This is a genomic window from Bacteriovorax sp. PP10, assembly GCF_035013165.1.
Lineage (GTDB): Bacteria > Bdellovibrionota > Bacteriovoracia > Bacteriovoracales > Bacteriovoracaceae > Bacteriovorax > Bacteriovorax antarcticus.
The window spans coordinates 14,854-33,352 of the sequence record NZ_JAYGJQ010000003.1; the positions used below are offsets into that span (position 1 = coordinate 14,854).

The following is an 18,499-nucleotide window of genomic DNA, read 5'->3' on the forward strand; positions in this document are numbered from 1 at the left end:
CTTTGTCCCGATAACTTAAACAAATATGAAAGCTCTAAAAATTATCGTTTTAACCGCACTTATGTTGCCTGCAGTTTTGCAGAGAGCGTATGCGCTTGCCCCAGTGGAAAGTCTGGTTTTAGGTAATTTTAGCGACGAGTATTCTGAAAACAAAACTGATCCGCTCAACTATGTTTACTCTCGCGACAAAAGCATTAAAAGTAGCACGAGTGAGTTCAAAAAAGAGCTGGCGATCTATCGTGGCTTCTATGAAGAAGGGAAAAATACGGCCAACTACTGCCGAGAAAATCATCCTCTTCAATACGCAACAGAATGGGAAAAAGTTCAGGTCAAGCGCTCGACCATGGGCCTGATTCAATACATCGGTCTCGATCTTATCTCGAGAGCACTTCCTCAATATGCTAAGGCCCTGGAGTACACTCGCGAAGAATACGTCAACATGGTTGATGGGTTAGTAGGGAATTACTGCTCAACGAATTTATCGGTGATCAGTAAGCGTGAGCTTCTGAATAATTTTTATATCAAGTTCGATAAAGAAAATAGTTTCAAACTTCCAAGCGTTGAAGGCAATCCTTATTTCCCGGACAATTTAGAAAGTTATCTTCCAGCAAGAAAAGGCCTGGAGCATGAAATGCTCTACACAGTAAAACTTTTTCAATCACTATGCTCGTGGAGTGGAAGTCCGACCAATCCAGGACTCATGGTTCCGATCTTAAAAAATAGTGCACTGATGTCTTTTTTCGCCCGTCAAATGAGCAATAAAAGTATTGGATGGAAAGAAATCGACAATTCTTTATTTCTAAAAGAAGACAAACAAACCGCACAGGTCTGGTGTGATAATTTAATTTGTAGGAAAGTTTCGAGTGAGACTTTTATGAATAAATTTTTCTTTTCAGTCGGCGGAACTAACGTTAACGATGATATTAAACGCCTGTACTGTGAAGATTTCAGAAACAGCGATTTTAAACCTAAAGAGAGTGACCCACGCTTAGCAAAGATGATGAACAGCATGTCTTTTGATGAAGAAAACTTTATCAATTCTCAATTCATCGCTCTGATTACCGGAGTTCCTGATTTTTTTATCCGCGCTGAAACTTTTAATCAAGGCGCCGATATTTTCAGATCGAGTATCGACTACACATGGAATAAATGGGCCAAGAATATGAGTGAAAATTTCACTCGCGATTTATTTTTTGAAGAGCCTTTAACTCTTGAGCAAGTGGATACAAATCAGTACTACGATTTCAGATCCGGGAAGTTAAAAATTGCTTTCGATGTAAATCTTGGAGAGTTTGACCGCATCAACCAACGCGCAGGAAAAGTAAAAGTTAATTTTAATATTCAAGTTCAAAATAGCTTTTTAAATTTCTATAGAAACTCGATGAAGGCCCTGACATTTAAAGACGTAGAAGAAAAAGTACGTTTGAAAAAACGCTTAAAAATGCAGCTCACAAAAGACGTCACAGCTGCTCGCGAAAAATTCATTATTCCTCCATGGAGAGGTGACTTAGAAGAACTGATTGCCAATGAAATCACTTCTCAGATTATTGATACCCCTGAAAAATTTTTAGACTTTAGTGGCCCAGGGATGCGTCCAATTGAGGTTGAAATCAACTATGGACTCTTCGCACTGAAGTATATTAATCACCAGTTAAACGTGAGAAAGGGTCGGGCAAATAGTGCATTAATACCTAAAAAGTAACCTTGGAAAGTATGGTTAATGACAAGAACTCGGTATTAGTTTAAAATCCTTCATGGCCAAAAAAACACCTAAATCAACTGACAATCAAAAAGACGCATTAGCCGTTATGACGGCCAGTACTCCTATGAGTAATCAGCTGCAAATTGTTCAGAATATTTTAAGTCATAATCAATCCGACACACTTCCGTCGGCGACAGATCCGCTTACACAATACGTGCGAGAGATCAGCCGCTATAAACTCCTGACTCTGGAAGAAGAAGAAACTCTTTTAAAAGAATTACAAGAGACAGGTGATATTGATGTCGCAAAAAAACTGGTTCTTGCCAATCTAAGACTGGTTGTAAAAATCGCGATTGAGTACAGATCAGCATGGCAAAACGTGATGGATCTGATTCAGGAAGGGAACATTGGTCTAATGAAGGCCGTTTCAAAATACGATGGAACCAAAGGCGCAAAACTTTCGTACTACGCCAGCTGGTGGATTCGTTCATACATTTTAAAATTTATTTTAGATAACTTCCGCCTGGTAAAAATCGGAACAACCAACGAACAGAAAAAACTCTTCTTCAATTTAATGAAAGAAAAAGAGCGCCTGATTGGTCTGGGATTTAGTCCCGACAATAAAATGATTTCTGAGAGTCTTGGGGTTTCAGAAAAATCCGTGGCCGTGATGGATAAGAGACTTTCTCAAGGTGGTGGTGAACTATCCCTTGAAGCAAAGCTGGATGAAAATGGGCCGAGCCTGGCCGACATCCTGACAGATAAAGAAGAATTGTCTATGGATGAAAAACTTGGCGACCTTCAGGGCGTCGAGATCTTAAAAGAGCAATTGCAGAACTTTTTAGGTGGTCTAAAAGACCGAGATCGTGAGATTTTTGAAATGCGACTTCTTTCGGAGGTTCCTGCCTCACTTCAAACGATTGCCGACCAGTATGGCGTGTCGCGTGAAAGAATCCGTCAAATTGAAGAACGTCTCATTGGTAACTTAAAGGTTTACATGTCGGAGTTTATCCGCTAAAACGTGGGAACTATTTAAAAAACACCTTTATTTTGGTTTGAGGGAAGTCCCTTAGACTCGAGTCTTGGCAAGGAGAATTTATGATTACTGTAGCAGAATCGAAAAAAATCACAGCAGAATTTGGAAAGGAATTTGGATCGTCTGAACGCGATTCAGGATGTACAGCAGTTCAAGTTGCACTTTTAACAACTAGAATTTCTAACCTTGCTCCTCACTTCGCTGCTAACAAGCACGACTACTCTGGAAACCGTGGTCTTTTAAAGATGATTGGTCAAAGAAAAAAACTTCTAGCTTACATCGCTAGAACAGATGCTCCAAAGTACCAAGCTCTAATCAAAAAATTAGGTCTAAGAAAGTAAAAAACTTACCAAAAAGGGAACCTCAGAGGTTCCCTTTTTGTTTTAAAGCGCTAAACTGTTACTAGTGAAAAGACTTCGAATTTTGTGGGTGTAGGAATTTGAAGGATATTTGAAGTTAGTGTCCACCACACCACTGTCTTGAAATATCTTTTAAAACCTGTCCATAAAAATCAAATGTTCTTTTCCATATAAACGGCACCAATGATGGTGTCCAAAAATGGAGATTCGAATGAACGAAAACAAAAAAGAGTACAAACTCACTTACGGTGGCAAAGAAGTCACAATCGAGACTGGAAGACTTGCAAAACAAGCTGACGGTTCAGTTCTTGTAAGCTGTAACGGAACACAAGTTCTAGTTGCTGTTTGCTCGGCAAGAGAATTAAAAGACGGACAAGATTTCTTTCCTCTTTTAGTTGAATACCAAGAAAAATTTTACGGAGCAGGTAAATTCTTAGGTGGATTCATTAAACGTGAAAACCGCCCATCGACTGCAGAAATTTTAACTTGTAGAATTATCGACCGCGGTCTTCGCCCGATGTTCCCAAGTGACTACATGTTCGACACTGTAGTGACATGTTCAGTTCTTTCATACAACGAAAACGGTGACCCTGAAGTTCTAGCTGGATTAGGAGCTTCTGCTGCTATCGCTATTTCAGACATTCCATTCTCAGCTTCTCTAGGAACATTAAAAGTTGGCCGTATTGACGGTAAACTTGTGATCAACCCAGCTTTCTCTGAATGGGAAAAATCAGATATCGAAATCGCTATCACTGCTTCGAAAGATGCAATCCTAATGGTTGAAGGTGAAGCTAAGATCGTTCCGGAAAAAGAAGTTCTTGAAGCAATCAACTTTGGTCACGAGCAAATCAGAACTTTCTGTGCTGTTGTAGATCAAATGCAAAAAGAAGTTGGAAAGAAAAAACGTACGTACACTTCTGCTGAAGCAAACGTTACGTTATCTGCAAAAGTTAAAGCTGATTTCACAACGACTGCGAGAGCAGCTCTTGGAATCAACGATAAAATGGAACGTCAAGCAGCTGTTAGAGCTCTTAACAAAGCCGTAGCTGATCAAATTAAATTAGACCCAGCTGCATTCGGATTAAAAGACGATAAAGGCGCATCTAAAGAAGCTTACAAAGCAGTAGATGGTCTTCTATACGACATGATGAGAGCAGACATTCTTGATGAAGGAAAACGTATTGCTGGAAGAAAGTTAGACGAAGTTCGTAAAATCGAAACTGAAGTTAGCATTCTTAACCACCCACACGGATCTTCATTATTTACTCGTGGTGAAACACAAGTAATGGCAACAGTAACAGTTGGTGGATCTCTTGGGGATCAAATGCAAGACCGTATCACTGGTCTTTCATACTCTAAATTCTACTTACATTATAACTTCCCAGGATTCTCTGTTGGTGAAGCTAAAGGATCTCGTGGAGCTGGTAGACGTGAATTAGGTCACGGTAACTTAGCAGAACGCGCTCTTAAAGCTGTTATGCCATCTCAAGAAGATTTCGCTTACACAACTCGTATTGTGTGTGAAGTTTTAGAATCAAACGGATCATCTTCAATGGGTTCTGTTTGTTCAGGATCAATGGCAATGATGGACGCTGGTATTCCTATCGTTAACCCAGTTGCGGGTATCGCAATGGGATTAATCACTGATGGAAAGAGATACAAAATTCTTACAGATATTTTAGGTGATGAAGATCATCTAGGGGATTTAGACTTTAAAGTTGCTGGTACAAAAGATGGTGTAACAGCTATTCAAATGGACATCAAGATTACAGGTCTTACTCCACAAATTATCGAAGATGCTATTGGACAAGCTTACAAAGGTAGAATGACTATCCTTGCTGAAATGGCAAAAACTATTGGTTCTTCTAGAGAAGGATTCAAGCCAGGTGTTCCAACAATTATGACTGTGATGATTCCTACAGATAAAATCGGGGCACTAATCGGACCTGGTGGAAAGAACATCAAAAAACTTCAAGAAGGTTTCGCTGTTACAATCGAAATTACTGAAGAAGGGATGGTTAAAGTTCTTGGATCTGATACGGAAGTTCTTAAGACTGCAATCGCTACAATCAACATGCAAATCAATGGACCAGAAATTGGATCTGTTTACGAAGCACGTGTTGACTCGATTAAAGAATACGGAGCATTCGTTGAAATTGGTAACGGTGTTTCAGGTCTTGTTCACGTATCAGAAATGTCTGATGAGCGCGTTCAAAACCCAGCTGACTTCATTAGCGAAGGCGACATGATTAAAGTAAAAGTTATGGAAATCGACAAAATGGGAAGAATCAAATTGTCGGCAAAAGCTGTTGAATCACTAAAGAAAAAAGAAGGAAAATAGATCGTGTTTAAACCAGTTACAGTAAAAGTTAAAAAGCTCTCTCATTATGATGAGAGCTTTCCACTTCCAAGTTATGAAACTACCGGGGCCGCGGGAGCTGATGTTCGCGCGAGCCTTGGAGCTGGTGAAAAGCTCCTGATTAAGCCGGGAGAGCGTGTATTAGTTACCACAGGTCTATCTATGGAAATTCCTATGGGGTATGAAGTGCAGGTTCGTCCACGCTCAGGACTGTCTTACAAGACAGGTCTGATGGTTTTAAACTCACCCGGTACAATCGATTCAGATTACCGTGGAGAAGTTAAAGTTATTCTTGGGAATCTAGGAAAAGTTGATGAAGTGATTAATCACGGTGACAGGATCGCTCAATTAGTTTTGGCACCTGTGACTCAAGCTCACTACGAGGTGAGCACGGATGAACTGACAGAGACAGCACGCGGAGCGGGCGGCTTTGGTTCAACTGGAAAACAATAGTATTTAACAAAAGGATTCAAGGATGAGTTTAAAAATTGATTACAAGCAAATCACTGATGCCGATCAAGCTTATGCGAAAGTAAAAGAATTGATCACACCAGAATACATTGCAAAGTTTCAGGTTAAAGCAGACATCAACTACGATGATGTTAAAAAACAAGTCACTGCAAAAGGCAGTGGGTTTAAGTTGGACCTGTGTTTTTTAGAAAAACACTGTGAAGTTGACTTAGATCTATCTTTTCTACTAAAGCCTCTTAAAGGGAAAATTTTAGAAAAGATCGAAGGTCAGATTAAAAAGAATTTATAAGGGATATATGTCAATCACTCACAAAGTTACGTTAAAACCAGAAGGCCGTGTTGTTGAAGTAGAAGAAGGAAAAAACCTTCTTGAAGCACTTCGTGCGACTGATACATACATTAAATCAAGCTGTGGTGGACACGCGACGTGTACTGATTGCATTATTAAAATCGTTTCAGGTGAAGACAATGTCACTCCACCGCCATTTGAAGAATTAAAACTTCTTGGAAACGTGTTTCACATTACGAAAGAGCGTCTTGCTTGCCAGACTTGTGTAACAGGACCTGTGACAATTGATATTGCAAAACACGATAAAGCGACTGATGAAGAGAAGTTAAAGAATAAAACGTCTAACTTTTCAAAAAAAAAGGTCAAAACTTCGGTAAGAAAAGAATCTGATATTGTAAAAATCAGAGAAGAAAGAGTCGCTGAACACGAAAAGTTCGAAGCTGAACAAAAGCAAAAGAACGATGAGTGGAAAGGTCACTGGACGAAAGAAAAAGGTGATGTTGACCCAAGTGCAATGCCAAAGAGACTTGGTGGTGGGAAGCGTCCAAAGTACTTCAACACTGATAAGGTAGACTACGAAAACGACACTTATACGCGTCCATTGTCTGCAGATAAACAAAAAATGAGAGATGAGCGTCTTGCCAAAGAAGCTCAAGAAAAGAAAGATAAGAGAGCGGATAAAGAATTTGCTCAAAAGAGCAAAGAGATTCCAGCTTCTGATAAGGAATTTACTAAGTTTAGAAAATAGCCTTATTCAGATCTACTCGACAGGAACGTTGTTGTGATCAAGATAATGTTGTTTGCTCTAGCTTGTGTTTCTTTTAATGCTTTCGCAATTAGTGAGACTAATTACAAATCAGAGTATCAAGAAAAAATTATTCCCACGATTTTGGCCTTTCAGACCAACACTTTTGCAGGCCAAAAGAATATTCCTATTCATTATGCAACTTACACAACGAATCCCAGTGCGACTCGCTGTCTGGTTATTTTACCAGGGAGAAGTGAAGCGCTAGAGAAGTATGCTGAAGTTGTCTACGACCTGGATAACGGCGCTCTGGCCGGAGAGTTTCAGTATTTTCTCATGGATCACAGAGGGCAAGGCTCTTCTGGAAGAATGTTGGAAGATAAAGAAAAAGGTCACGTCGATGCTTTTAACTACTACGTACTGGATTTAAAAAAGTTTATGGATACGGTTGTGAAAGATCGCAATTGTAGTGAAACGTTATTGCTTGCTCACTCGCTAGGAGCAGGGATCAGTGCAAAGTTTTTACAAAAATACCCAGAGTATTTTGACCGTGCGGCCTTATCTTCTCCCATGCTAAAAATTCAAACGGCCCCTTATCGTTATGAAGTTGCGCGCGCTCTTGTTGTGGCAGCGATGATCGCAGGACAGGGGAAAAATTACGGGCCAGGACAAAAGCCTTTTGATCCAACAAGAAACTTTGAGGCCAATACTTTTACGACGTCACCAGTTCGTTATGACATGGCGATGGATATCTTTGATCTCTTCCCAGCGACCAAGTTAGGGGGAGTGACGAATCAGTGGTTGAATGAAGTGATGTACGCAACGGCAGCGATCCGTGCTCATTACAACGATATTAAAATTCCACTAAAAGTTTTTCACGCGGGGATTGAATCTTATTCAGATAAAAATGAAATGATTCGTTTATGTGATCAGGCCCCTCACTGCACACGCACTTATCTCGAAACATCAAAACACGAAGTCATGATGGATCGAGATGTGAATCGCGATATTGTGATCAGTGAGCTTGAGAAGTTTCTGAAATAATTTTTAGTACTTCGACAATAAATCTTTCATCTTAACCAGGTCAGCTTTTCTCGAGTGACGGTCAATCGCGATTGATGCTTTTTTATCAGTCTTGATACAAAGCTCGAAATAACCTTTGTTCTCAAAGTGCTTCATTGCTTCTGCACTCTCAATTCCTTGTCTCGCGCGAAGTTTGGCCATATTAGGCGAATCTAAAAAGTGATTCACGATAAAAGAGTCTTTCGCTGTTAAGTGAAAACTTTTTCTCCAGAAAGGAATGAAGAAAACTTTGTAAGTCAGAGTCAGCTCTTGTCCTTTTTTTTCTAAAACTTTCTCGTAGAAAAAAAATCCCAATAAAACAATCGGTGTAAGTATCAGTGTCCATTGAACCAAGTGGCCTAAAAATAAAAGAGTAGGGTCTTCTTTATAACTTAAAAGTTTTAAAATAACCGCGTGACTGGCAAGCCACATAATAAGAAGCACTGCGAATGCCGCTGCCAGGTATCCCCAAAAGATCATGGGAAGACCGTAAGTTTTTAAAATCAGTTTTGAATCGCGGACAACAGCGCGGTCGCCTTCGCTAGAATCATCAGAGACAGGAAATATGTACATCAGGCCCATTGTATACCTTGCGTTAAGTTTGCTTTATCGTGTGTTCAGACTTTAGTATATTTTGGGTAAAGGTGTAAACATTCAGGGGTTCCATCGCAATGAAAAAAATCATTCTACTGCTTAGCTTATTCTCATATTCGATTGCGGGTCTTGCTAAGACAATTATTGTGACTGATATCGATGATACGATAAAAAAGGCCAACTCTATGGGCGGTGTAGGCGGTCTGTACCACTTTTTAAAGAAGAAGCCTTACGAGTACACTCGCGATTTATTTAATGAAATAAACGCTTATGAGCAAATTCAAGGTGAAGAGACAACTTTCTATTATGTTTCAGCTGCACCCGCTTTTACTTTCGATGCACCGGCATGGATTAAATTAAACAATTTTCCAGAAGGGCCGACCTATTTAAAAACGGCAGAAAATGGTGGAGAGACGTACGCTTATAAATACCGCACGATTAAAGCGATTCTCGAAAAAGAACTGGCCCTGGATCCTGACTTGAAAATCCTCTTCTTCGGAGACAATTCTCAATTCGATGGGAAAGTTTATTACGATCTTAAATTAGAGATGAAATTATCAAATTCAGAAATTTTTATCCGCGACGTGAGTACAGAGGCCACTGTTTTTGATCGTGACATTCCGCTAGTGAAACTTCCGGGTGTGTATTATTTCTTTTCTGAAATGGAGTTAGTTGGAAATCCCCATCTTCTTTTTATCAGCAATAAATTAATTGATGGAATTACGAAAGAGTATGAATTAAAGAATCTCATTCCACTCTACACGCTTGATACTTTGGCAGTTCGCTTGAAGAAAATTTGCGTAGACAAGCATATCGTCGTGACGAATTTGATCGTGGCCGCTTGTACAGTGGAAGGACAACTTGATGCCAATAAATACTGGCGCGAGTATTACGATCGCTTCAAGACTAGCGAGCGTTAAAACAAGCAACCATTCTTTTTGATTTACTTTCCAGCGGTGGAACCGACTGGAGACAAATGTCTGTACGGTCGGGACAGCGTGGAGCAAAAGCACATCCTTTTGGCAGGTATAGTGCTGAAGGGGCCTCACTTAATTCTGTTTCCACTCTTGTGGGGTGAGTTTCCGGTACCACAATCTTAGGAGCACTCTCTAGAAGTATTTTTGTGTACGGGTGTTTGGGGTTATTGAAAATTTCATCGCGGCTTCCGTATTCAACGATTCTTCCCAGGTACATAACTAAAATGCGGTCTGAGATATGTTGAATAACAGAAAGGTCGTGAGAAATAAATAAATACGAAAGTGAAAATTCTTTTTGTAGCTCCAGTAATAAATTTAAAACCTGAGCTTGAATAGAAACATCAAGGGCCGACACAGGCTCATCTAAAATTAAAACGCGTGGACGCAACATTAAAGCGCGCGCGATCCCAAGTCTCTGGCGCTGACCTCCACTGAAATGGTGAGGGTAGCGGCTGCCGAACTCTTCTCGTAAACCAACTTTTTTCATCATGGCATAAACGAGTTCTTTAATTTCAGCTTCAGTCTTATTGGTGTTGATGCGAAGTGGATCAGCGATAATATCGAAAGCTTTTTTTCTTGGATTCAATGATTGGTATGGATCCTGGAAAACCATTTGAATCAGAGAGTGAAACTCTTTTGAATCGTAATCATTATAATTCTTATTTAAGAGTTCGATACTTCCGTTGGTAGGAGCTTCAAGTTTGGTTAACACTTTTGCAAGCGTACTTTTTCCACAACCAGATTCTCCAACGATTCCTAATGTCTCTTCAGGGCCTAGTTCGAAATTGATATCGGAAAGTGCTTTTAAGTGCAGAGGCTTCTTAAACATCTTTTTGATATCAAAGGTCTTATCTAATTTTTTGACTTCTAAAATGGGAGCACTCATTTTATGGCCTCCACTGCAATAGGGTGAATACAACGATACTCGCGATGTCTTGGCTCAACTAACGTCAAAGGAATCGGAGCTTGTTTACATTCAGGTGTGACGAATTCACAACGAGGATTAAACTGGCAGCCAATGGGTCTTTGATGAAAGGCCGGGACAATTCCTGAGATCGAAGGCAGAGCTGTTTTAGGAGCTCGTCTAATATTATCGACAAGGGCACCCGGGCGACTTCCCAGCAGGGCGTGCGTGTAAGGATGGCGTGGGTGAGTGATCAGGTCATAAGTTGTTCCTGATTCCACCACTTCACCAGCATACATAACCTGCAGGTTTTCACTGTACTGACTGACGACACCAAGGTCGTGAGTGACCAGGATCACCGACATATTATTTTTTTCCTGAAGCATTTTGATCAGGTCGAGAATTTGTTTTTGAATTGTTACATCAAGGGCCGTTGTAGGTTCATCGGCAATGAGTAATTTAGGATTTGTTGAAATCGCCATGGCGATCATCACTCTTTGGGCCATCCCACCTGAGAGTTCGAACGGATAAGATTTTAAACGATCTTTTGGTGAAGGAATTCCTACCAAACTTAAAAGTTCAATACATCTATCAAGAGCGTCTTTTTTAGATAATTTTAAATGGGTCTGAATCGTTTCCATCAATTGATATTGAATTGATAAAAAAGGATTAAGTGCTGTCATTGGATCCTGGAAAATCATCGCGACTTCACGTCCGCGAATATTTAGCCACTGACGCTCTTTGAGATTTAATAAATCAACACCGTTAAATTTTGCAGTTTCAGCTGTAACGATGGCACTGTCTGGAAGTAATCCCATTAGTGCAAGATTGGTAATACTTTTTCCCGAACCAGACTCACCAACGACACCTAACATTTCACCTTGTTTAAGGGAGAACGAAAGATCGCGAACGGCGTGAATCGGTGTATCTGATCTATCAGATTTAAAATGAATATTTAAATTTTTAACTTCTAGTAACATTTTAATTCTGCTTCTTTAAGCGTGGGTCAAGAGCGTCTCTTAATCCATCACCTAAAAGGTTAAACGATAAAACAACAATCAATATACATAACCCTGGAAGTGTCACCATCCACGGAGAGCTTTCAATATAACTTCTGGCATCCGAGAGCATCGTTCCCCATTCAGACATGGGAGCTTGTGCTCCTAATCCTAAAAATCCCAGGGCCGCACAGTTTAAGATTCCATCACTGAACCCTAGAGAGGCCTGAACAATTAATGGGGCCATACAGTTGGGAAGGATTTCAATGAACATAATTCTGAAATGTCCTGCACCAAAAAGTCTTGCTGCTGAAACGTACTGACGGCTTTTTTCCACCATCACTTGCGCGCGGATAATACGAACGAAATTTGGAATGGCCACAACACTTACAGCGACGATGGCATTTGTTATTCCTGGTCCCAGGACAGCAACAATAACGATGGCAAATAAAATACTTGGAAGAGACATGATGAGATCAGTGATTCTCATAACCGTTTTGTCGATAAAACCACCGTAGTAGCCGGCGATCACACCCATGAATGTTCCAATAACAAGTGAGATGACAACAACAGCAAAACCTACAGAGAGTGAAACTTGTGAACCATAAATTAAACGGCTCATCAGATCGCGACCTAAGTCATCAGTTCCAAAAAAGAACTGAGGGTTTCCACCAACCGTAAAACTTGGAGGCAAACGAAGGTATTCTGTATAAATATGAGTAGGATCGTGAGGGGCAATCAAAGGCGCAAAAATGGCGATGATGGTTGCCAGGATAATGATGATCACTCCAATCATTGACCCTTTATTTTTTTTGAGTTCAAAAAATAATTCTTTTAAAAAGACTCTCATTTATGACCTCATCTTTGGGTTGAGGAAATAATAAATCACGTCTACTAACACGTTAGTCAAAACGATGATGAAAGAAATAATTAAAACTCCGCCTTGAATGACCGGATAGTCACGGGCCGTGATACTGGCCACGATCCACTTACCAATTCCAGGCCAGCTGAAAATGGTTTCAGTTAAAATCGCACCGGTGATAATGGATCCGAATAAAAGAGCGATGGTTGTCACAATCGGGACAAGGGCATTTCTTAGAGCGTGAATAAAGATCACACGCTTTCGACTCATACCTTTTGCTCTGGCCGTTCTCATATAATCTTCGTTTAAAACTTCCAGCATGCTCGATCTTGTCATACGTGCGATAACGGCCAGAGGAATAGTCCCCAGGGCAAGCGAAGGCAGGATAAGATGTTTAAGAGCGCTGATAAAAGGAGCGAACCCTTCGCTTGAAACAACTGCAGGGCGAAGAGTATCGATGATATAAAGACCTGTGAAAGTCGGAATGTCGTAGATGAAATCAATTCTTCCGGAAACCGGAGTGATTCCAAGTTTTACCGAGAAAACTAAAATAAGAATTAAACCCCACCAGAAAATCGGCATTGAGTAACCGATTAAAGATGAGCTCATTAAAAAATAATCAAAGAAGCTGTTTCTTTTAATGGCCGCAAAGATCCCCAATGGGATTCCGATGACGATGGCGAAAAATAATCCCACCATACCAAGCTCTACTGTCGCGGGAAAACGCTCAGTGAATTCACTCCAGACAGTGTTGTTTGAAATGATCGAGTTTCCAAGATCTCCTTGAAGAGTCTTTTTGATATAAACCCAGTATTGTTCTGTAATAGGAAGATCAAGGCCTAGAGATTTCTTCATTTCAAGATAGCGTGCAGGATCAGCACCGCGCTCACCAATAAGGTTAAGTACAGGATCTCCCGGGATCATACGAATCATGAAGAAACAAACCAGACTGATCCCGATCATGGTCGGGATCATATCCAATAATTTTTTTAAGATATATTTCATCGAGCTTTATTCAACCACTACATTTGTTAAATAATCTAATCCTAGAGGATCGATCTTATAACCTTTAATATTTTTTGCCATGGCCTTGAATGCTTTTGAGTGAGCAATGTTTACAACTGGTGCTTCATCATGGATCACTACTTGAGCTTGTTCATAAAGTTTCGTGCGTGTTTTGATATCTGTCGCTGTTTTTGCGTCCAGGATAAGTTTATTGAACTTGTCATTACACCAACGAGCGTAGTTACTTCCGGCCTTCACAGCTGAGCAGCTAAGGAGAACGTTAAAGAAGTTATCCGGGTCACCGTTGTCTCCGTTCCACCCAAATTGAATTAGTGAATGAGCACCTGTTTTTGATTTTTCTAAATACGTCGGCCAGTCATAAGAAATAAGTTTTACTTTGATGCCAATCTTAGCAAGGTCAGCTTGCATAAGTTCACCCATCTTTTTTCCATTTGGGTTATAAGGACGAGCAACTGGAAGAGTCCACATTTCTGTTTCAAATCCATTAGGGAAGCCAGCTTTCTTTAGAAGCTCTTTTGCTTTTGCAATATTGTAATCGTAGTCAACAATGGCATTGTTATATGACCATACAGTTGGGGGGATTAAGTTTTTTGCAATTGTGGCATTTCCCATATAAATTGCAGCAATGTAAGTTTTTTTATCAAGTGCGTGGCTGATAGCTTGTCTTACTAAAACGTTGTTAAAAGGTTTTTTTGTAACGTTCATAGCAAGAAAACCAATATTAAGACCTGCGTCTGAAATAACGGTTAGCTTTGGATTCTTTTGCATTTCTGGGATGTCGGCCGGGCTTGGTTCACTTGCAAACTGGCATTCACCAGTTTTTAATTTTTGCGTACGAACGTTTGCATCAGGAGTAATAGCGAAAATTAATTTATCAACATTTCCTTTTTTCCCCCAATATCCTTTGTGCTCTTCATAACGAATCACACTATCTTTTTGATAAGAGATAAACTGGTAAGCACCAGTACCAATCGGGAAGTTATCCATATCTGCTTTTTTATTCGCGGCCGTTAGTTTATCCGCGTATTCCTTAGAAAGAATACTCATGAAACTCATGGCCATGTTTGCTAAAAATGGAGCATCAGGTTGAGCAAGGGTGATCTGAATCTTGTACGGATCTAGAACCTTGATCTCTTTCATAAGAGTACCCATTTCCATACCATCAAAGTACTCGTACTTTCCACCACTCACGTTGTGGTAAGGGTGACTTGTTAAACGTTGTCTATCAAATGAAAAAACAACGTCGTCAGCATTAAAATCACGTGTCGGAGTAAAGTATTTTGTAGTATGAAACTTAACACCTTTTCTTAGTGTAAAAGTGTAGGTTTTTTTATCTTTTGAAATTTCCCATGACGTCGCAAGACCTGGAACAATTCTAGTGCCACCGGCCTCAAACTCAACCAAACGATTATAAATGTTTGCTGAGGTAGCCGTAATAGATGTACCATCAGTGACAAGTTGTGGGTTAAAAGAACTTGGCGAACCTTCTGAACAGTAGACGAAGTTTTTAGCGAATGATGTCTGTGGGAATATTGCCAGTACGGCGAGAAAAAGAATGGTCTTCATAAACCCTCATTGGTTGACGATGATTAAAAATTATTAGGATAATTGTTTAATAACAAAGGCCTTATGACAACTTTTTTAGTCAGTTTTTCAGCATCTTTTTCTACTGTCTGCAAAAATGAGGATCTAATTGGTTAGAAGCATTGGTTTACATTTAGAAAGAGATAACGATGCTAGGATGGCTCATTGATGAATAATACAAATCAGCCTAGCCTTGCTAAACGTCTCACGGTTTCGACCATCGCCTTAATTGCGGGAACGTTGATTATTGTGACTGGAATTGTTTATCTTACGATTGTTTCCTTCGGAAATAAATTTTTAGACAATGAATTGCAGGAAAAATCAAATTTCATTCAGAAAGCTTTTGCTGTTCCTATCTGGACTTACGATCAATATCAAATTAATGAAATTGGAAATTCGCTTCTGGGTGACGCCAAGTATACTTATGTGAGTGCCTTAAAAGTTGAAACAACAACGAATGAAACTCTTTTTGAAAAGACTCAGGATAAAAAAAGCGATTACTTCCGTACGGCCTCTTTGCCTTTCACTAAAACGAGAGTCATCGACATTTATAAAGATGACAGAAAAATTGGAATGATCTCCGTTGCGATGACGAATTATGGTTACATCAAGGCCTTCAGAGACCAGTTTATTATTATCATCATTGCGATGACTATTTTAATGATCATCATTTCTAAACTGGCCAGTTACTACATTAATAAAACGTTGACTGTGCCACTCACCAAAATTTTGACTCATGTTCATCACATTGAAGAAGAAAATTATACTCAGCATGAGCTGGCCAATCTCCCCAGGGAGCTGGACTCAATTTCACGGGCCTTAAACCAGGCCGCTTCTGTTATTGAAAAAAGAAATAAAGATATTATGTTTTATACCAATGATCTGGAAAAACTGGTTCAACACCGTACGGCTGAGCTCGAAGAACAGATGATGAAGAATTTGAACACTGCCCGTCTGGCCGCTGTTGGTGAAATGGCCGCTGATGTCGCTCACGAAATTAACAATCCATTAACAGTTATCGATCTTCATGCTGCGAAGTTGAAAAGACTGCAATCTGGTCTTCCTGAAGATGTATCTCATTCGATAGATAAAGTTCAGCAGATGGTGAAGAGAATCGGGAAAATCATTAAGGGCTTAAAGTCTCTTTCGCGTGATGGGCATGCTGATCCACTGGTGGCCTTCTCCATTTCGAGTATGATTGAAGATGTGAAGATGCTGGTTGAGATGAAAGTCAGAAGCCATGATATTAGATTTGATGTTGTGATTCCCGATCCAGGTTTACAGGCCATTGGACGTGAAGTTCAAATCTCTCAGGTTCTGGTTAACATTATTGGAAATGCTGTTGATGCCGTCACAGGTTTACCGGATAAGTGGATAAGAGTTGAGGTTAAGGAAAAAGACGATAAAGTTTATTTTTATATAACAGATTGCGGAAAGGGGATTCCTCCTGACTTACAAGAAAAAATCATGCACCCATTTTTTACGACGAAAGGAGTGAACAAGGGGACGGGGTTGGGTTTAAGTATTTCGAAGAACATTATTGAAGAACACGACGGACATCTTGAGTACAATAAAGAAAGTCCGAATACGCAGTTTGTTTTTACACTTAAAAAAGCTTAAAAAAAAGCCTCCGTAATGGAGGCTTTTTTTTATTTTAAATTATTTCAGTGCTTCTCTTAATTTAGATGAGGCCCAGTCCATCGTCCAAACGATAGCTGCAATTAAGATAACCAGCATTCCAACTTCATTCCAACGTGCCTGACCTTGGTATTGCATTAGAAGGTTACCGATACCACCACCACCAACAAGACCGATGACAGTCGCCATACGTACGTTGATATCCCAACGGTAGATCGTGTACGAAAGGTATGGAAGAACGATTTGAGGTACAACCCCGAACCATACGATTTGAATTGGATGAGCTCCAGTTGCCGTAATAGCTTCGATTGGCCCGTCGTCGATTGATTCAATTTGCTCAGAGTACTGCTTAGTAAGTGAAGCAATTGAGTGGATACAAAGAGCAAGCATACCAGAGAAAGGTCCGATACCAACCCATACTGAGAAGATAATGGCCCAAACTAGTGGCTCGATTGAACGAGAGATGTTTAAGAATGCTCTTAAAACGTTATAAATAGTGAAAGCAATTTTGCTTCCATTCATTAAGTTTCTAGCAGCAAAGAATCCAAGAACGAAAGCGATAGGAATCGCTACAGCCGTTGCAATGAATGCCATGTAGATCGTTTCGATTGCAGCAAATAGACCTTCTTCAAAGATTCCCCAGTTCGGAGTGAATAGTGCTTTAAAGATTCTCTTTGCTCCTTCAAGTCCACTTTCAGAAAAGAATTCTTTTACTGAAATTTGTGAAGCGTAGAAACCTGTTACAAAAGTTAGAGCGATTAGAAGGTACCCAAGCCAAGCAAATGGTTGAGAAGCAGGGCTTTCGTTTTCGTCGTACTTAATGAGACCGAATAGTCCGCGTCCAAGTGAGAACTTTGTGAAAAATAATACGGCAGCAATCGCTAGACCGACATAAAGAGAAAGAAGTGGCTGGTTCCATGAGAACTCAGGATATCTTTCGTCGATAATGATTTTTTCATAGATAACTTTATAAGCGATAAGCGCCAGGTACGCCCATGAAAGCGTATCTAGTACATAGGCCTTAAAGCCTTGTACGTATTTGTTTGGTTTTTTATTAGTCAGTTGTTTCATTTTTTTATATCTCGAAAATTATTAAATTAGTTAATGGTTACTTCTACTGCGTCTTCACCATAAATAGTCTTGAACCATTCTTCGTTGATCTCAAGTGGCTTACCATCATAGATAAGTTTTCCAGCTTTAAGAGCAACTACACGGTGAGCGTATTGGCGAACCAGAGAAAGGAAGTGAAGGTTACAGATAACTGTTACACCTAATTCTTCGTTAACTTTTTTCAGGTACTGCATAACTGAGTGAGACGTAGCTGGATCTAGTGAAGCAACTGGTTCATCAGCTAGTAAAATTTTAGGGTTTTGCATAAGAGCACGTGCGATCGAAACACGTTGCTGCTGGCCTCCTGAAAGGTTGTCAGCGCGGTTTCTTTCTTTTCCTTTAAGACCTACGATCTCAATGTACTTTTGTGCCAGGGCCTTTGTTTCTGCAGTATGGATTCCGAAGATTGAAGCTAAGATTCCTGTGCGAGAAAGATTTCCCGACAGAACATTTTCCATAACTGTTTTTCTAGGAATTAAATTGAAATGCTGGAAGATCATTCCGATTTCAGATCTGATTTTTCTTAGAGCTTTTCCTTTTAACTTCGTCGTGTCCGTTCCGTGGAAATTGATTTCCCCAGAAGTTGGATCGTGAAGGCGGTTTACACATCTAAGCATTGTCGACTTACCAGAACCTGATAAACCGATGATCACTAAAAATTCCCCTTGAGGGACGCTAAAAGAAATATTCTTTAAAGCGTGGTGTCCGTTCGGATAAACCTTTTCTAGATTTTTAATTTCTAACATACGCATCTATTCCTATAAAAAATTAACTAAAAAAATT

Annotated in this window: 18 protein-coding genes; 10 read left to right on the forward strand and 8 right to left on the reverse strand. The window is 39.9% G+C overall.

Annotated elements, in window-relative coordinates; all coding sequences use genetic code 11:
* Window positions 1-25 precede the first annotated feature (25 nt).
* The 8 genes from SHI21_RS17825 to SHI21_RS17860 all read left to right on the forward strand — a co-directional run bounded on the left by SHI21_RS17825 (window position 26) and on the right by SHI21_RS17860 (window position 8,005).
* Window positions 26-1,702 carry a hypothetical protein gene (locus SHI21_RS17825; protein WP_323578362.1) on the forward strand — a complete coding sequence of 559 codons (1,677 nt, stop codon included), beginning with the start codon at window positions 26-28 and terminating at the stop codon, window positions 1,700-1,702.
* 52 nt (window positions 1,703-1,754) lie between these two features.
* Complete coding sequence (locus SHI21_RS17830) at window positions 1,755-2,720, forward strand: RNA polymerase factor sigma-32 (protein WP_323578363.1); 966 nt, start codon at window positions 1,755-1,757, stop codon at window positions 2,718-2,720.
* Window positions 2,721-2,800: 80 nt separating this feature from the next.
* Window positions 2,801-3,079, forward strand: coding sequence for a 30S ribosomal protein S15 (gene rpsO / locus SHI21_RS17835; protein ID WP_323578364.1), 279 nt, complete (start codon window positions 2,801-2,803; stop codon window positions 3,077-3,079).
* Between the two features lie 229 nt (window positions 3,080-3,308).
* Complete coding sequence (pnp, locus tag SHI21_RS17840; protein WP_323578365.1) at window positions 3,309-5,438, forward strand: polyribonucleotide nucleotidyltransferase; 2,130 nt, start codon at window positions 3,309-3,311, stop codon at window positions 5,436-5,438.
* A gap of 3 nt (window positions 5,439-5,441) precedes the next feature.
* Window positions 5,442-5,909: a dUTP diphosphatase gene (gene dut, locus SHI21_RS17845; RefSeq protein ID WP_323578367.1), complete on the forward strand. Its 468-nt coding sequence runs from the start codon at window positions 5,442-5,444 to the stop codon at window positions 5,907-5,909.
* 22 nt (window positions 5,910-5,931) lie between these two features.
* Window positions 5,932-6,216 carry a polyhydroxyalkanoic acid system family protein gene (locus tag SHI21_RS17850; protein WP_323578368.1) on the forward strand — a complete coding sequence of 95 codons (285 nt, stop codon included), beginning with the start codon at window positions 5,932-5,934 and terminating at the stop codon, window positions 6,214-6,216.
* Window positions 6,217-6,223: 7 nt separating this feature from the next.
* Window positions 6,224-6,964 carry a 2Fe-2S iron-sulfur cluster-binding protein gene (locus SHI21_RS17855; protein WP_323578370.1) on the forward strand — a complete coding sequence of 247 codons (741 nt, stop codon included), beginning with the start codon at window positions 6,224-6,226 and terminating at the stop codon, window positions 6,962-6,964.
* A 33-nt stretch (window positions 6,965-6,997) separates the two neighbouring features.
* The gene (locus SHI21_RS17860) at window positions 6,998-8,005 is read left to right on the forward strand and encodes an alpha/beta fold hydrolase (RefSeq protein ID WP_323578371.1); all 1,008 of its coding nucleotides are present in this window, start codon (window positions 6,998-7,000) and stop codon (window positions 8,003-8,005) included.
* A gap of 3 nt (window positions 8,006-8,008) precedes the next feature.
* Here the strand turns inward: SHI21_RS17860 and SHI21_RS17865 are convergent, their stop codons facing one another.
* Window positions 8,009-8,596 (reverse strand): hypothetical protein, encoded by a 588-nt coding sequence (locus SHI21_RS17865; RefSeq protein WP_323578372.1) that lies wholly within the window; start codon window positions 8,594-8,596, stop codon window positions 8,009-8,011.
* A 98-nt stretch (window positions 8,597-8,694) separates the two neighbouring features.
* Here SHI21_RS17865 and SHI21_RS17870 point away from each other — a divergent pair, with 98 nt between their 5' ends.
* Window positions 8,695-9,537, forward strand: a complete 843-nt coding sequence (locus SHI21_RS17870) for a phosphatase domain-containing protein (protein ID WP_323578373.1) — start codon at window positions 8,695-8,697, stop codon at window positions 9,535-9,537.
* Here SHI21_RS17870 and SHI21_RS17875 read toward each other — a convergent pair.
* The 5 genes from SHI21_RS17875 to SHI21_RS17895 are packed head-to-tail and all read right to left on the reverse strand — an operon-like array spanning window position 9,524 to window position 14,950.
* The gene (locus tag SHI21_RS17875; RefSeq protein WP_323578374.1) at window positions 9,524-10,480 is read right to left on the reverse strand and encodes an ABC transporter ATP-binding protein; all 957 of its coding nucleotides are present in this window, start codon (window positions 10,478-10,480) and stop codon (window positions 9,524-9,526) included. The genes SHI21_RS17870 and SHI21_RS17875 overlap by 14 nt on opposite strands.
* Window positions 10,477-11,478, reverse strand: a complete 1,002-nt coding sequence (locus SHI21_RS17880) for an ABC transporter ATP-binding protein (RefSeq protein ID WP_323578376.1) — start codon at window positions 11,476-11,478, stop codon at window positions 10,477-10,479. Before SHI21_RS17880 ends, SHI21_RS17875 begins: the two co-directional genes overlap by 4 nt.
* 1 nt (window position 11,479) lies before the next feature.
* Complete coding sequence (locus SHI21_RS17885) at window positions 11,480-12,346, reverse strand: ABC transporter permease (RefSeq protein WP_323578377.1); 867 nt, start codon at window positions 12,344-12,346, stop codon at window positions 11,480-11,482.
* On the reverse strand, window positions 12,347-13,363 hold the full coding sequence (locus SHI21_RS17890; protein WP_323578378.1) for an ABC transporter permease: 1,017 nt from the start codon (window positions 13,361-13,363) through the stop codon (window positions 12,347-12,349). It lies immediately after the preceding gene.
* Window positions 13,364-13,369: 6 nt separating this feature from the next.
* Window positions 13,370-14,950 carry an ABC transporter substrate-binding protein gene (locus SHI21_RS17895; RefSeq protein WP_323578379.1) on the reverse strand — a complete coding sequence of 527 codons (1,581 nt, stop codon included), beginning with the start codon at window positions 14,948-14,950 and terminating at the stop codon, window positions 13,370-13,372.
* A gap of 186 nt (window positions 14,951-15,136) precedes the next feature.
* Between SHI21_RS17895 and SHI21_RS17900 the strand changes: the two genes are divergently transcribed.
* Window positions 15,137-16,588: a sensor histidine kinase gene (locus tag SHI21_RS17900; RefSeq protein WP_323578381.1), complete on the forward strand. Its 1,452-nt coding sequence runs from the start codon at window positions 15,137-15,139 to the stop codon at window positions 16,586-16,588.
* 39 nt (window positions 16,589-16,627) lie between these two features.
* On the opposite strand, the gene phnE is transcribed toward SHI21_RS17900, so the two are convergent.
* Complete coding sequence (gene phnE, locus SHI21_RS17905; protein ID WP_323578383.1) at window positions 16,628-17,677, reverse strand: phosphonate ABC transporter, permease protein PhnE; 1,050 nt, start codon at window positions 17,675-17,677, stop codon at window positions 16,628-16,630.
* A gap of 26 nt (window positions 17,678-17,703) precedes the next feature.
* Window positions 17,704-18,468: a phosphonate ABC transporter ATP-binding protein gene (gene phnC / locus SHI21_RS17910; RefSeq protein ID WP_410198832.1), complete on the reverse strand. Its 765-nt coding sequence runs from the start codon at window positions 18,466-18,468 to the stop codon at window positions 17,704-17,706.
* Between the last annotated feature and the right edge of the window lie 31 nt (window positions 18,469-18,499).